Below are 14,449 nucleotides of genomic sequence, written 5' to 3'. Positions count from 1 at the left end.
AAGAGGGGCTGATCTTCAAGGGGGGTTCCGGGGCCGGGCTCAACCTGTCCCGCATCCGGTCCTCGAAGGAGCTGCTGTCCTCCGGGGGCACCGCCTCCGGGCCGGTGAGCTTCATGCGCGGCGCCGACGCCTCGGCGGGTACGATCAAGTCTGGTGGCGCGACCCGGCGGGCGGCGAAGATGGTCGTGCTCGACGTCGATCATCCCGACATCGTCGAGTTCGTGGAGACGAAGGCCCGGGAAGAAGCCAAGATCCGGGCGTTGCGGGACGCCGGCTTCGACATGGACCTCGGCGGGCGCGACATCGCCTCCGTGCAATACCAGAACGCCAACAACTCCGTCCGGGTGACCGACGAGTTCATGCGGGCGGTCGTCGACGGCGGCGGCTTCGACCTGCGGGCCCGCCTCGACGGCCGCGTCCTGGAGACGGTGGACGCCCGCGGGCTGTTCCACACGATCGCCGAGGCCGCGTGGGCCTGCGCCGATCCCGGCATCCAGTACGACGGAACGATCAACGACTGGCACACCTGCCCCGAGAGCGGCCGGATCAGCGCCTCCAACCCGTGCAGCGAGTACGTGCACCTGGACAACTCCAGCTGCAACCTGGCCTCGCTGAACCTGCTGAAGTTCCTGCGCCCGGACCGCAGCTTCGACGCCGAGGCGTTCGTCGCGGCGGTCGAGTTGATCATTACCGCGATGGACATCTCGATCTGCTTCGCCGACTTCCCGACACCGGAGATCACCAGGGTCAGCCGGGCCTACCGGCAGCTCGGCATCGGCTACGCCAACCTCGGTGCCCTGCTGATGGCCAGCGCCCGGGCCTACGACTCGGACGGCGGCCGGGCGCTGGCCGCATCGATCACCTCGCTGATGACGGCCACCGCCTACCGGCGCTCCGCCGAACTCGCCGGGATCGTCGGCGCCTACGACGGCTTCGCCCGCAACGCGGGCGCGCACCGGCGGGTGATGCGCAAGCATGCCGCCGCGAACGACGCGGTGCGCAGCGTGCACGCCGAGGACTCCCGGATCCTCGCCGCCGCGTCCCGGGAATGGGCCCGGGCGCAGACCGTCGGCGAGAAGCACGGATGGCGCAACGCGCAGGCCAGCCTGCTCCCCCCGACCGGCACGATCGGTCTGGCGATGGACTGCGACACCACCGGCATCGAGCCGGACCTCGCCCTGGTGAAGATGAAGAAGCTGGTCGGCGGCGCCAGCATGAGGATTGTGAACCAGACGGTCCCGGCGGCCCTGCAGGCGCTCGGCTACCCCGAGGAGACCATCGAGGCGATCGTCGAGTACATCGCCGAGCACGGGCACGTCATCGACGCTCCCGGCCTGCGTCCGGAGCACTACGAGGTGTTCGACTGCGCCATCGGGGAGCGCGCGATCTCCCCGATGGGCCATGTCCGCATGATGGCCGCGGTACAGCCGTTCCTCTCCGGCGCGATCTCGAAGACGGTGAACATGCCGTCGACCGCCACGGTCGCCGAGGTCGAGCAGATCTACCTGGAGGGGTGGCGGCTGGGTCTGAAGGCCCTCGCCATCTACCGGGACAACTGCAAGGTCGGCCAGCCGCTGACCGACGTCAAGGGGGCGAAGCAGGCCGCCGAGCTGGCCGCCACCCGGACCGGCACGGGAGTCGGGGCCGGCACGGGAGTCGGGGCCGGCACGGGAGACGCGGTCGGGACCGCCGGCTCCGTCGGACCCGCCCCGATGGAGGTCGAGTACCGGCCGGTGCGCCGCCGGCTGCCGAAGACCCGCCCGTCGCGGACGGTGTCCTTCTCCGTCGGTGGGGCCGAGGGTTATCTGACCGCCGGTTCCTACCCGGACGACGGTCTCGGTGAGGTCTTCATCAAGATGTCGAAGCAGGGGTCCACCCTGGCGGGCGTGATGGACGCGTTCGCGATCGCCATCTCGATCGGCCTGCAGTACGGCGTGCCGCTGGAGGCGTACGTCAGCAAGTTCATCAACATGCGGTTCGAGCCGGCTGGGATGACCGACGACCCGGACGTGCGGATCGCCCAGTCAATCATGGATTATCTGTTCCGTCGCCTCGCGCTCGACTATCTCGACGCCGATCAGCGGGCCGAACTCGGCATCTCGACCGCGGCCGACCGGGCCCGTCGGGTCGCGGGTCAGTACGGTCCAGCGCCGGCGGTGGAGGCCGCGCGATCGGCGCAGCCCGCCGGGATCGACGGCCCGGCCGGATCCCAGGGGGCCGCGGTGACCGGATCCTCGGCTTCCGTCGCCGATCGGGGTGACCCGGGCGTCCCGCCCGGTCCGGCGGTAGGGAACGGCCCGGCGTACGTGGCACGGGAGTTGCGGCTGGCACCGCCCGGCGAGTCGCTCGTCGCGCAGACCGTGGTCGATGCTCCGCTCTGCTTCACCTGCGGGGTGACCATGCGGCCAGCTGGTAGCTGCTACGTCTGTGAGCAGTGCGGTTCGACCAGCGGCTGCAGTTAGGCGTCGCGGCGGCCGGTCCGACCGGGTGCCCGATGCGCATCGGGCACCCGGTCCGCATCGGGCGCCTGCTCCGCATCGGGTCCCTGCTCCGAGACAGTGCTCGGCGGTGTGGCTCAGTGCTCGGCGGCGAGGAGGTCGACCAGGAGCGCCGCGGTCCAGGAGAACCGGTTGCTGCCCGCGCCGGAACCGTCGAGGGGTGAGTAGTACTCGAACATCGCCCCGGACGATGCGATCATGTCGATCGTGTTCTGGCGCAGGTTCTCCGCAGCGTCGAGCCGACCGTAACGCTCCAGCCCGTCGGCAATCAGCCAGTTCATGTTGACCCAGACGGGACCCTGCCAGTAACACCGGGGAAGGAAGCCCGGGTCGTCGAGCGGCACGCTCGCGATGCCGAACCGGGACCAGTAGCGCGGTGAGGTGAGCGTCTTGACCATCTCGTCGACCCGGTCCTCGGGCACGACCCCGGCATAGAGCGGCAGGAACCCCGAGATCGTCTCGTGGCGCAGCAGCGTTCCCGTCCGGAAGTCGCGGCTGTAGTAGGTGCCGTCGGCGTGGAGCCGCTCGATCGCCTCGCGCGTCCTGTGCATGGACCGCCACAGCCAGGCGGGGATGGTCTGGCCGATCTCGGCGGCGATGGCGGTGAGGTGCTCGTTGGCCCGGATGAGGATCGCGTTGAAGGCGACGTCCTGGACGAGGGGGACGATGCTCCGACGGATCTCGCGGAAGTTGTAGTGCGCCCGCCGCAGCTCACGCACGATCCGGTAGAGCGTGAACAGGTCTCCCGAGGTGAGCCGCTCGTCGGGGGGGACCTCCTTGGCATCGCGCCGCAGCGCGTCCAGGGCGTCGCCGCCGTTGATCCGGCGCAGTGCCCGCACTCCCAGCGGAGCCGCCGGCCTGGTGATCTCCATCCAGGCCGGCGTGTTGTCCATCCCCGACTCCCAGGAGTGGACCAGGGTGACGAGACCGTCGTCGTCGGGGTCGCGTTCGAGGTAGAGCCACGTGTGGAAGCGCAGCAGGCCGGGGAACAACGCGCGGTAGAAGGCGTCGCGGGCGGATGGCGTCATCATGGCGGCGATCCGGACGGCGGCTTCGGCGATCATCGGCGGCTGGGTGACCCCCGTGCTCTGCACTCCGCCGGCGGTCGTGGTCACCTGGTCGCAGCGCCAGCGCTGCGGACCGGCGTGGTAGAAGTCCGAGGTCTCCGCGAAGATCACGTGGGGGATCATGCCGTTCGGCCACTGGCCTCGCAGCAGCGAGAGGACCTCCTTGGCGGCCCGTCCCGGGTCGAGACGGCGCAGTCCGATCGCGATGAAGCAGCTGTCCCAGAGCCACTGGTGCGGGTAGAGCGTCGGGGAGGGCCGGGTGATGTCGCCGAGGTCGTTGTCTCGTAGCACGTCGATCGCGGTTTCCCGTAGTGCCGCCAGGTCTGCGGGAAGGCTGGGGACGGACATCGTGTGAGAGTAGCGGTTACACGCTGTGCACAGAGTCAGGGTCCGTCGGGTGTGGCCCGCCTAACGGAATCGCCGTTCTCGAGCGCCTCGGCGTCGGGGTGGTGTCGGCGGCGGCGCCCGCGGCGGCCCGCCGGTCGTTCCGTCCCGGTGGAGAGCCCGGGTCCGGGCCGGGTCGCGGGTGTCGGCTTGCCGACTACCGTTACGGGTTAGCACCGACCGGTGATCGTCAGAAAATATGGCACGGATGATGGAACGCAAAAAACTTCCACAGTGAGTAGTGGATCTGTTGCTTACAGTTGGCGCTGGCCTGATCCGCAGGGTGCTCGGCCACCAGAGAAGCTCAGGAGAGTTCGCGGTTCGCGCCACAGGGTGGAATCTGCCAGGTAGTCTTCGCGGCAGCGAGTGCAGCGTCTCGAGGGCTAGGGTCTACACTGCTTGGTAGGCCCGGCGATCGCTGATGTCCGGGTGTGCCTGCACGGGGAATGGTTCCGCGTCTTCGTTCGTTACCTCCCACGTGCACAGAACGAGACGACCCACCCGCACCGACCATCGGATTTGCCACTGATGACGCTGCCTGCTCTGGAACTTGCCGAGCGCACCGACGACAACCGCCCGCGTAGCCCGCGGCGTGCTCGTCGGGCCGCTCCTCCTGTCCGCACCGCTCCCAGCCGTTCGCTGGCCGCTGTTCCCGACGATACCGACGAGCTCGATGTGAGCGCGGTGGCCGAGGTCATCGCCCGTGGTCGCGAGGCCGGCGAGATCAGCCGCTCCGAGTTGCGTGACGCGCTCGAGTCCGCGGACATCGGTATTGAACTGTTGCCCGCTCTCATCGCGCGCCTCAACGCCGTTGGCGTTGAACTCCTTGACGAGGAGGATGCGAGCGACGACGCCACCGCCGCCAGCCGGTCCACCGCCGAACACGCGGGTACCGCCGACCTCGTGCGCATGTACCTGCGCGAGATCGGCAAGGTGCCGCTGCTCAACGCCGCCCAGGAGGTCGAACTCTCCAAGCGGGTCGAGGCGGGCCTGTTCGCTGAGTACAAGCTCGAGAGCGTCCCCGACCTGCCCGCCGATCTTCGTCGTGATCTCGGTCTGCTGGTCAAGGACGGCCATGCCGCCAAGCAGCAGCTCGTCTCGGCGAACCTGCGGCTGGTGGTCTCCGTCGCCAAGAAGTACAGCGGTCGCGGGATGACCCTGTTGGACCTGGTCCAGGAGGGCAACCTCGGTCTTATCCGCGCGGTGGAGAAGTTCGACTACGCCAAGGGCTACAAGTTCTCGACCTATGCGACCTGGTGGATCCGCCAGGCCATCGGCCGGGCGCTCGCCGATCAGGCGCGGACGATCCGCATCCCGGTCCACGTGGTCGAGCAGATTAACAAGATCACCCGGTTGCAGCGCCAGCTCGTCTCCACGCTCGGCCGTGAGCCGACCGACGAGGAGCTCGCCCTCGAGCTGGACATGCCGATCGAGCAGGTGGTGGAGCTGCGCCGGTATGCGCAGGACACCGTCAGCCTGGAGACCTCGGTCGGTGACGATGGTGACTCCGTGCTCGGTGACTTCATCGAGGACTCCGACGCGACCTCCCCGGCGGACGCCGCCTCCTACGGCGCCATGCAGGACGAGATCGAGAACGTCCTCGGTGGCCTGAGCCCGCGGGAGCGCGAGGTGATGCGGCTGCGCTTCGGTCTCGCCGACGGCAAGCAGCACACCCTCGCCGAGGTGGGCAACCGGCTCGGCCTGACCCGTGAGCGCATCCGTCAGATCGAGCGGGACACGCTTCGGGAGTTGCGCAAGCCCGCCGTCGCCGGTCGGCTGCGCGAGTTCCTCGACTGATCGATCGGGCGAGCGCACCTGCGGTCGAGTCCGCGGGGGCACGTCCACGGGTGCACGGTGCGGCACGGGTGCACGGTGCGGCACGGGTGGAAGACAAGAGTACCGCGATCATGGCGGTCACGTCATGATCGCGGGATCGATGAAAGTCGGATCTTCGTTTTTGCCGGGTGAAGATCCGACTTTGCTGTATCAAGCTCCGGGTTCGGCCTCTCCGTCGGATCCGGTGCCGGGTTCCAGCGCGGTTCCCGTCATCGGCTCCGACGCCGACCGCCGCGACCGGGCCGAGGCGGCGGCGAAGGGCAGCAGGGCACCGGGGTTGGCGACCGAGTCGAGGCTCACGGCCTTGTCCAGGGCAGTCCCGGCGAGCAGGCGCTTCACCGGTACCTCAAGCTTCTTGCCGGTGTGGGTCCGAGGGACCTCGGTGATCTCGATGATCTGGTCGGGAACGTGGCGTGGGCTGAGTTCGGCGCGCAGAACCTCGCGCAGCCGGGCGGCCACCGCCTTGGTCAGGCCGGGCTCGGTGAGGACGACGAAAAGGAGCAGCTCGCCGTGCCCGCGTTCGTCCGCGGTGTCGACCGCGAGGCTGTCGGCGATCCCGGGGACCCGCTCGACCACGCTGTAGAGCTCGCTGGTACCGATCCGGACGCCGCCGCGGTTCAACGTCGCGTCCGAACGTCCCTGGATGACGACGGCACCGGTAGGTGTGATCCTCGCCCAGTCCCCGTGGCGCCAGACGCCGGGGTAGACGGAGAAGTAGCTCTCCCGCAGCCGGCCGCCGTCCGGGTCGGCCCAGAAGCACAGCGGCATGGACGGCATCGGCGCGGTCACGACAAGCTCACCGACCTCGTCGACGACCTCCTCGCCGGCCTCGTCGAAGACGCGCACCGCGCAGCCCAGCGCGCGCGATCCGATCTCCCCGGCCCGCACCGGCATCGTCGGCAGGCCCGCCACCAGCGCCGTGCAGACGTCGGTGCCACCGCTGATCGACGACAGCATCACGGTCGGGCCCACCGCTTCGTACACCCAGGCATAGCCGGCTGCGGACAGTGGCGATCCGGTCGATCCGACGGTGCGCAGCCTGGACAGATCGGCGAACTCGCGCGGGACCAGCCCGGCGTCCTCGCAGGCCTGCAGGTAGCCCACGGACGTGCCCAGGCACGTGAGCTCCAGGGCCTCCGCCAGACCGAACAGGGTGCCGAGCGCCGGATAGCCGGGCGCTCCGTCGTAGAGCACGACGGTCGCGCCGACGAGCAGACCGGAGACCAGATAGTTCCACATCATCCAGCCGGTCGTGGTGAACCAGCAGAACCGGTCGTCCGGACCGAGATCGAGGTGCAACGCCAGCGACTTCAGGTGCTCCAGCAGGATGCCGCCGTGGCCGTGCACGATCGCCTTGGGGGGGCCGGTCGTGCCGGACGAGTAGAGGATCCACAGCGGCGCGTCGAAGGCGACCCGGGTGAACTCGGGCTCGGAGGTCTCCGAAGCCATCAGCTCGTCCCAGGTGAGCAGCCCCGGCAGCCCCGCGGCCCGGGCCCGGGAGAGCGCGTCCGGCCACAGGTACGGCACGATCACGCTTGCCCCGAGCCCTGGCAGGTCGCCCGCGAGCGCGGCGAGGGTGCCGAGGGCGTCGTAGCTCTTCCCGCCGTAGCTGTAGCCGTCAACGCCGATCAGGACCTTCGGGTCGATCTGGCCGAACCGCGCGCGCAGGGCCGTCGGGCCGAGTTCCGGCGAGCACGACGACCACACCGCGCCGATGCTGGCGGTGGCCAACATCCCCACCATCGCGTAGACGGTGTTCGGCAGCACGGCGCAGACCCGGTCACCCTCGGCGACACCCAGGCTCCGCAGTCCCGCCGCCGCCTTCGCCACCTGCCGGCGCAGCTCGTCCCAGGACACCACGGCCGTGGCACCGTCCTCGCGCACGGCGATGACGGCCGGGGCCGGCCCGCGCCGGGTGAGTGCGTTCTCCGCGTAGTTCACCCGGGCACCGGGAAACCAGACCGCGCCGGGCATCGCCGCGTCGGCGAGCGCCGGACCGGTGCCGCGGTCCCCCTCGACCGCGCAGAAATCCCAGATCGACTCCCAGAACGTGTTCAGGTCGGTGACAGACCACTCCCACAGGCGCGTGTCGTCGGCGAGCTCAACCCCCCGCTCGGCGGCGAGCCAGGCGCGGTAGTTGGTCACCGCGGCCTGGCTGATCCGACGGGGAGGCGGTTCCCACAGTGGCGTGCCGGCAGCCACCGACCCACCATCACGGCCGGCCGGCTGCCGCCCGTCTTCCATCGCCGCATGGTCCGGTGTCACTCGGTCTGCTGCCACGGGCACTGACCCTAGGCCATTCCGGGCAGATCTACGTGCCTCATCGATGGCCCCGGGTTTTCGTCATCGACACCACCGCTACCTCTGGGAGCGTGATCGGGCTACGGTCGACAGATGGGTGTCCCGGGCGATTCCGAGCTGCGGACCGACGGCCGTCCGCCGGTCGAGCCGCAGGCCGAGCCGACGGTCGTGGCCTGGGATCCGGTCATGGCTGGCTACGACTTCGGGCCGGCGCATCCGCTGCATCCCGTGCGGCTCGAGCTCACCATGGACCTCGCCATGAGTCTCGGTGTTCTCGACGCGCCGGGCATCCGGATCTCCAGGCCGACCCTCGCCTCCGACGACCTCATCGGCCTGATCCACGATCCGGTCTACCTGAGCGCGGTCCGCGCCGCGCCCGACCCGGCGCAGGCCAGGTTCGCGGCCCTGTTCGGCCTGGGCACGGCCGACAACCCGATCTTCGAACAGATGCACGAGGCCGCCGCACTCATCACCGGTGGCACGATCGAGGCGGCACGGGCGGTGTGGAGCGGGCCGCCGCGGCACGCCGTGTCGATCGCCGGCGGGCTGCATCACGCGATGCCGGGAATGGCGAGCGGATTCTGCATCTACAACGACCCGGCGATCGCGATCGCCTGGTTGCTCTCCGCCGGAGCCACCAGAGTGGCGTACGTCGACGTGGACGTGCATCACGGCGACGGCGTGCAGACGGCGTTCTACGACGATCCGCGGGTGCTCACCATCTCCCTGCACCAGACGGGGAGCACCCTCTTCCCGGGCACCGGATTCCCGACCGAGGTGGGTGCTCCCGCCGCGGAGGGCACCGCGGTGAACGTGGCGTTGCCCCCCGCCACCGGCGATGCCGGCTGGCTGCGCGCCTTCTCCGGGGTGGTGCCGGTGCTCCTGCGGTCCTTCCGGCCGCAGGTGCTGGTGACCCAGCACGGCTGCGACACGCACGCCTTCGACCCGCTGGCCGATCTGGCGCTGTCGGTGGACGGCCAACGGGCCTCCTACGACCTGCTGCACGCGCTGGCCCACGAGGTCTGCGACGGACGCTGGCTGGCCTGCGGCGGTGGCGGGTACGCGCTGGACACGGTCGTGCCGCGGGCCTGGACGCAGCTGCTGGCGATCGCCGGCCACGTGCCCCTGGATGCCGGCCGCGCCCTGCCGGAGGACTGGCGCTCCGCGGCGCCGGGACGGGTGCGGGCGGCGACCGGGCAGAAGTCCGTCGGAGCCGCCGCCATGCCCCGGACGCTCGGGGACGGGGTGAGCGTCCGGTATCGTCCCTGGGACGCGGGAGAGGGAGACCCCGACGATCCGTTGGACCGGACGGTGGCGGCGACCCGGCGTCAGGTGCTGCCGTTGCACGGCCTCGACCCCACCGTCGACCGCTGAGCACTGCGTGCGAGCTGAGCACTGCGTGAGAACCGGGTGAGCGCCGCGTGAGCACCGAGCCTCCGGTCGTCTATCCGGCCGAGTGGGAGGCCGACGTCATCCTCAGCGACGGCGGCACCGCCCACATCCGCCCGATCCTGCCGACGGACGGCCCGCTGTTGCGGACCTTCTGGACCCGGCTGTCGACCCAGTCGATCTACTTCCGGTTCTTCGCCGTGCGCTGTGCCCTGAGCGACGCCGACATCCACCGGATGACGACCGTGGACCAGCGGCTGCGCGGCGCCATCGTCGCGATGATCGGCGACGACCTGGTCGCGGTCTCCCACTGGGAGAGCACCGCCGCACGGCCGACCGAGGCGGAGGTCGCCTTCCTGGTGGAGGACGCCCAGCAGGGACGAGGGCTGGGTTCGGTGCTGCTGGAGCATCTTGCCGCCGCGGCCTGGGACCGTGGGATCCGCCGCTTCGACGCCGACGTGCTCGGGGAGAACCAGCAGATGATCCGGGTCTTCCTCGATGCCGGTTACACGGTCTCGAGGACCTGGGACTCGGGCGCGGTCCGGCTGTCCTTCGAGATCACCCCCACCCAGAGGTCGGTCGGGGTGATGCGGGCCCGGGAGCACCATGCCGAGGCCGCCTCGATCGGTCGGCTGCTGCATCCGCGCGCGATCGCCGTCATCGGTGCTGGGCGGTCTGCCGCGTCCGTGGGCAACGCGGTCCTGCGTCACCTGCTCGCCGGCGGTTTCGACGGCCCCGTCTACCCGGTGAACCCGGCGGCGGCCGCGGCCGGCGGCGCGGTGGCGTCGATCCAGGCCTACGCCGGCATCGAGGACGTGCCGCGTCCGGTCGACCTGGCCGTGGTGTGCGTGCCGCCCGCGCAGGTGCCCGACGTCGTCGCAGCCTGCGGGCGGGCGGGAGTCTGGGGGCTGGTCGTCCTCACCGACCAGCGTGACGCCGCCGCGGACGCGGCCCTGGTGGCCGAGGCCCGGGCGGATGGCATGCGGGTGGTCGGCCCGGCGAGCATGGGCATCCAGAATCCGGCGGCGGGGTTGAACGCCTCGATGGTGCCCCGGATGCCCCCGGCCGGCCGCATCGGCTGCTACTCCCAGTCGGGTCCGTTCGGCGGGGCCATCCTGGCGGCGGCGGCCGCGCGCGGGGTCGGTCTGTCGGTCTTCGTCTCCGCTGGGGACCGGGCCGACGTGAGCGGCAATGACCTGCTCCAGTACTGGGAGGAGGACCCCGAGACCGACGCGGTGATCATGCATCTGGAGACCTTCGGTAACCCCCGCAAGTTCGCCCGGCTGGCCCGACGGGTGGGTCGGCGTAAACCGGTGATCGTCGTGTACTCCGGCCGTTCGGCCCTTGACGACGCGCTTCTGCGGCAGGCCGGGGTGATCGGCGTCGACCAGGTCTCCCAGGCGTTCGACGTCGCGCTGCTGCTCACCACGCAGCCGCTGCCCGCGGGCGGTCGGGTCGCCGTCGTCGGCGACTCCCGTGCCCTGGTCCGGCTGACGGCCCGCGCCGCCGACGCGGCCGGGCTCAGGGTCGAGGAGGTGCTCCTCCCGGTTGGCAGCTCCCCCGGGGACCTCACCCGGGCGTTGACCTCCGCCGCGGACCGGGCGGATGCGCTGATCGCCACGCTGGTCCGGCTGCCGCCCTCCCCGGCCGGGCCGATCGCGGTGGACGCCGTCGCGGCTGCCGCGACCATCGAGATCCCGGTTCTCGCCGTGGTGCAGGGGGTCGAGATGCCCGGCGAGCTCGCTGGCATCCCGGCCTATTCGTCGCCGGAGGCTGCCGTCGCCGCGCTGCGCCGGGTGGTGGGCTACGCCCAGTGGTGGGCGCGCCCGATCGGCACCGTGCCGACGACGACGGTGCGAGCAGACGAGGCGCGTTCGCTCGTCGCCGGACTCACCGGTCGCCTTCCGGAGGATCGGGCTGCCGCCCTGCTGGACTGCTACGGCGTCACGGTGGAGCCGGCCATCCTGGCGACGTCCCCGCGCCGGGCCGTCGAGGCGGCGGGCCAGCGCGGCTATCCGGTGGCGCTCAAGGCGCGGTCGCGGCCCTACCGGCATCGTCCGGACCTGCGCGGTCAGCGTCTCGACCTGCCCGACGCGGCAGCCGTGCGGGCGGCATGGGCGTCGCTGCGCTCCCAGCTCGGGGCGGAGGTGCCGATTGTCGTCCAGCGGATGGCCCCGGTCGGCGTGTCGGTGGTTGTCGGTTCCGAGGAGCATCCCCGGTACGGTCCCCTGGTCTCGTTCGGCCTCTCGGGCCCCGCGACCGAGCTGCTGGAGGACCGCGCACATCACATCCTTCCCCTCACCGACGTTGACGCGGCGCGCCTCGTGCGCTCGGTGCGGGCGGCGCCGCTGCTGCTGGGATACCTCGGCTCGACGCCGGTCGACATCGCCGCGCTGGAGGACCTGCTCCTCAGGATCGCCCGGCTCGCCGACGACGTGCCGGAGGTGGTTCATCTCACGTTGGATCCAGTGATCGTGTCGACCGGGCGGGTGACCGTGCTGTCCGTGGAGATCGTTGCTGGACCGCCGGCGCCCCGCGCGGACGTCGGACCCCGGCGGTTCTGGACACCGAACCGCCCGACTCCGGACGGGGCGACTATCCGGGGTGGTTCAGCACAACATGCGCACGCCGTCCACAATCGTCTCCCATGACGTCGCCGCACTCCGCGCAGCCGCCCGTCTGGCCCGCTTCCGGCGCATTCCCGATGCTCTCCCCTGATTCTGCGGGAGTTGCCGGGACGCCTGGTACCCCCGTAGAGGGGATGCCTGGGCAGGCGTCTCTCGTGCCGATGTACCGGCCGGCGAACGTCGGGCTGTCGGAGGCGCTGCCGGGGGACCTCGGGTTGGTGGATCTGGGGTCGGTGGACGCGGGTCCCGCGGGTACGCGCTTCTCCATGAGCCCCCCGGGATCCGCCTCCCCGTCATCGGGCGTTGTTCCGTCCGGCCAGGGGGATGTCTCCCCGGGACCGAATCCGGTCACCCGATCCCAAGGGGGGCCGTCGGCTGGCCCACACACCAACCCCGCCCCACGCGCGCATCCCGGCCCGAACCAGGTCCCCGGCCCGAACCAGGTCCCCGGCCCGAAGCAGGTCCCCGGCCCGGAGACCGGCCCCCGTCAGGACCGGGGAGCCGACCCCGAGCCACCCGAGCTACCCGAGGGCTGGCCCATGGTCGCCCGGCCGGCCGCTTCGGCCGTGACCGCCGAGCCGGTCATGCGGGACGTCATCGACGGCACCGAGCCGCGCCGCGCGCCGGAGGCGCCAGGGATGCGCCGGTCCGATCCGGCGGGGCTGCCGGGGCGTGTCCGGTCCGCTTTCCCCCCGCCCGGACACGCCCCGGGAACCGACCCCGCGGCCACATTCGTGATGCTGGACGCGCTGTTCGCGTGGGCCCCGGTCGGTCTCGCCCTGCTCGACCGGGCCGGGCGGTTCCTGCGGGTCAACGACACACTCGCCCGGTTCGACCGCCGGCCGGTCCACGAGCACCTCGGCCGTACCGTCTCCGAGCTCCTCGGCGACACCGGCCAGGAACTCGACGCTCTGCTGGCACGGGTGCTGCGCACCGGCGAGCCGGTGGTGGACCTGGAGGTCATGGTCGCCACCGATGGTTCCGGGCCGCCGCAGACGTGGCTCGCCAGCTGGTATCCGGTGAACGACCCTCAGGTCGGGCTGGTGGGCGTGGCGTTCATCGCGATCGACGCCAGCGGGACGCGGGCGGTCGAGGGGGAGCGGGCGCGGGCCGACGCACGTTACCTCGGCCTCGTGGACGCCGCCGCGGTGGACGTGTTCCACGCCGAAGGCGACGGGGCACTCGATGCCGATCTGCCCCGCCTGCGGGCCTTCACCGGGCGGCATCCGGCGGAGCTGGCCGGGTTCGGCTGGCTCGGCGTGGTCCATCCCGACGACCGGGAGCGGGTCGGGCGCGCCTGGCACGGGGCGATCGAGCACGGTGAGACCTTCGAGGCCGAGTTCCGGATCTCCGGTGGCGGAGGCGACCGCACCGCCATACGGGTGGTCGAGGCCCGCATCGTTCCCATGCCGGCGGCCGGTCGGCCGAACAGCCGGCCCGGCGAGTGGCTCGGGGTGATCCGCGACCTCACCGAGGTACGCGCTGCCGAGGCCGACCGGGCCACGGCCGACCAGCGGGCCCGGATCGCGACGGAACGGGCCGAACAGACCGCGACGTTGGCCGTGGCGCTCGCCCGGACCCTGACCGTGGACGACGTCGTCGCCACCGTCCTCGACGTCGGGGGGCGGATGGCCGGGGCCGCCGGCCGGGGCGTCGCGCTCGTGGACGAGGCGCACGACCGGCTGCTCTTCCACGCCCCGCCGGGTCCCGCCGACGGCCTCGCCAGCTGGTCGGAGGTGGCGCTGGGGGCGGTACATCCGGTGGCGGAGGTCATGCGGGGCGGTCGTGCGCTGTTTCTCGTCGACCGCGACGAGCTGCTCGCCCGCTGGCCGGTGCCGGAGGTCGCCGACGTCGCCGCCGCGGCGGGTGAGCATGCCTGGGCGATGCTGCCGCTGGCCGTCGGGGGCGGCGCCCCCTTCGGCGTGGTGACCTTCGGGTTCCGCCAGGCGCGGGAGTTCACCGCCGCTGATCAGGCGTCCCTCATCGCGATCGCCGACGCCTGCGCGCAGGCCCTGGAACGGGCCACCGGCTACGAACAGCTCGCCGCCGACGCCGCGCGCGGTTATCGGACCCTGGCTGCGACGCGCGAGGCGCAGGCCGCCCTGGCACTCGCCGATCGACGCCTTCAGCTGCTGGGGCGAGCTACCGGGATCGTGGCCGCGGCCGTGGAGCCTCCCGCCGCCCTGCGCTCCCTGGCCGCGTTGATCGTCTCGGAGGTCGCCGACCTGTGTGTTGTCCAGCTCGTCACTGGCACACCCGCTCCCGTCCCGGCGTCCTGGAGCGCTGCCGCGGCGTCCGTCCGGGACGGGGCCGCGGCCGGGGATAAGGCCGGGGATAGGGCCGGGGC

At 71.5% G+C, this 14,449-nt stretch carries 7 protein-coding genes; 5 read left to right on the top strand and 2 right to left on the bottom strand.

Annotated features, from left to right (window positions below; translation table 11 throughout):
* The coding region (locus AC08OO_RS12565) for a vitamin B12-dependent ribonucleotide reductase (RefSeq protein ID WP_476618531.1) at positions 1 to 2,462 on the top strand (2,462 nt) is incomplete at its 5' end.
* Between the two features lie 113 nt (positions 2,463 to 2,575).
* Here AC08OO_RS12565 and AC08OO_RS12560 read toward each other — a convergent pair.
* Positions 2,576 to 3,913: an amylo-alpha-1,6-glucosidase gene (locus AC08OO_RS12560; RefSeq protein WP_476610181.1), complete on the bottom strand. Its 1,338-nt coding sequence runs from the start codon at positions 3,911 to 3,913 to the stop codon at positions 2,576 to 2,578.
* A gap of 564 nt (positions 3,914 to 4,477) precedes the next feature.
* Between AC08OO_RS12560 and AC08OO_RS12555 the strand changes: the two genes are divergently transcribed.
* Positions 4,478 to 5,746, top strand: a complete 1,269-nt coding sequence (locus AC08OO_RS12555) for an RNA polymerase sigma factor (protein ID WP_476610182.1) — start codon at positions 4,478 to 4,480, stop codon at positions 5,744 to 5,746.
* 189 nt (positions 5,747 to 5,935) lie between these two features.
* On the opposite strand, the gene AC08OO_RS12550 is transcribed toward AC08OO_RS12555, so the two are convergent.
* Positions 5,936 to 8,029, bottom strand: a complete 2,094-nt coding sequence (locus AC08OO_RS12550; RefSeq protein ID WP_476610186.1) for an acetoacetate--CoA ligase — start codon at positions 8,027 to 8,029, stop codon at positions 5,936 to 5,938.
* Between the two features lie 150 nt (positions 8,030 to 8,179).
* Between AC08OO_RS12550 and AC08OO_RS12545 the strand changes: the two genes are divergently transcribed.
* The 3 genes from AC08OO_RS12545 to AC08OO_RS12535 form a co-directional block, all read left to right on the top strand.
* The gene (locus tag AC08OO_RS12545) at positions 8,180 to 9,460 is read left to right on the top strand and encodes an acetoin utilization protein AcuC (RefSeq protein ID WP_476610183.1); all 1,281 of its coding nucleotides are present in this window, start codon (positions 8,180 to 8,182) and stop codon (positions 9,458 to 9,460) included.
* A gap of 47 nt (positions 9,461 to 9,507) precedes the next feature.
* Positions 9,508 to 12,126, top strand: coding sequence for a bifunctional acetate--CoA ligase family protein/GNAT family N-acetyltransferase (locus AC08OO_RS12540; protein ID WP_476610184.1), 2,619 nt, complete (start codon positions 9,508 to 9,510; stop codon positions 12,124 to 12,126).
* 137 nt (positions 12,127 to 12,263) lie between these two features.
* Positions 12,264 to 14,449, top strand: a 2,186-nt coding sequence (locus AC08OO_RS12535; RefSeq protein ID WP_476618535.1) for a PAS domain-containing protein, incomplete at its 3' end; no start/stop codon positions are given.

It is taken from the genome of Frankia sp. CeCAU1, assembly GCF_977971845.1.
This window is presented reverse-complemented; position numbering and strand designations above follow the sequence as displayed.

Bases quoted from the DNA above. Each gene is read 5' to 3' on its own strand.
- AC08OO_RS12560 (WP_476610181.1), bottom strand. From the start codon at position 3,913: ATGTCCGTCCCCAGCCTTCCCGCAGACCTGGCGGCACTACGGGAAACC.
- AC08OO_RS12555 (WP_476610182.1), top strand. From the start codon at position 4,478: ATGACGCTGCCTGCTCTGGAACTTGCCGAGCGCACCGACGACAACCGC.
- AC08OO_RS12550 (WP_476610186.1), bottom strand. From the start codon at position 8,029: ATGGAAGACGGGCGGCAGCCGGCCGGCCGTGATGGTGGGTCGGTGGCT.
- AC08OO_RS12545 (WP_476610183.1), top strand. From the start codon at position 8,180: ATGGGTGTCCCGGGCGATTCCGAGCTGCGGACCGACGGCCGTCCGCCG.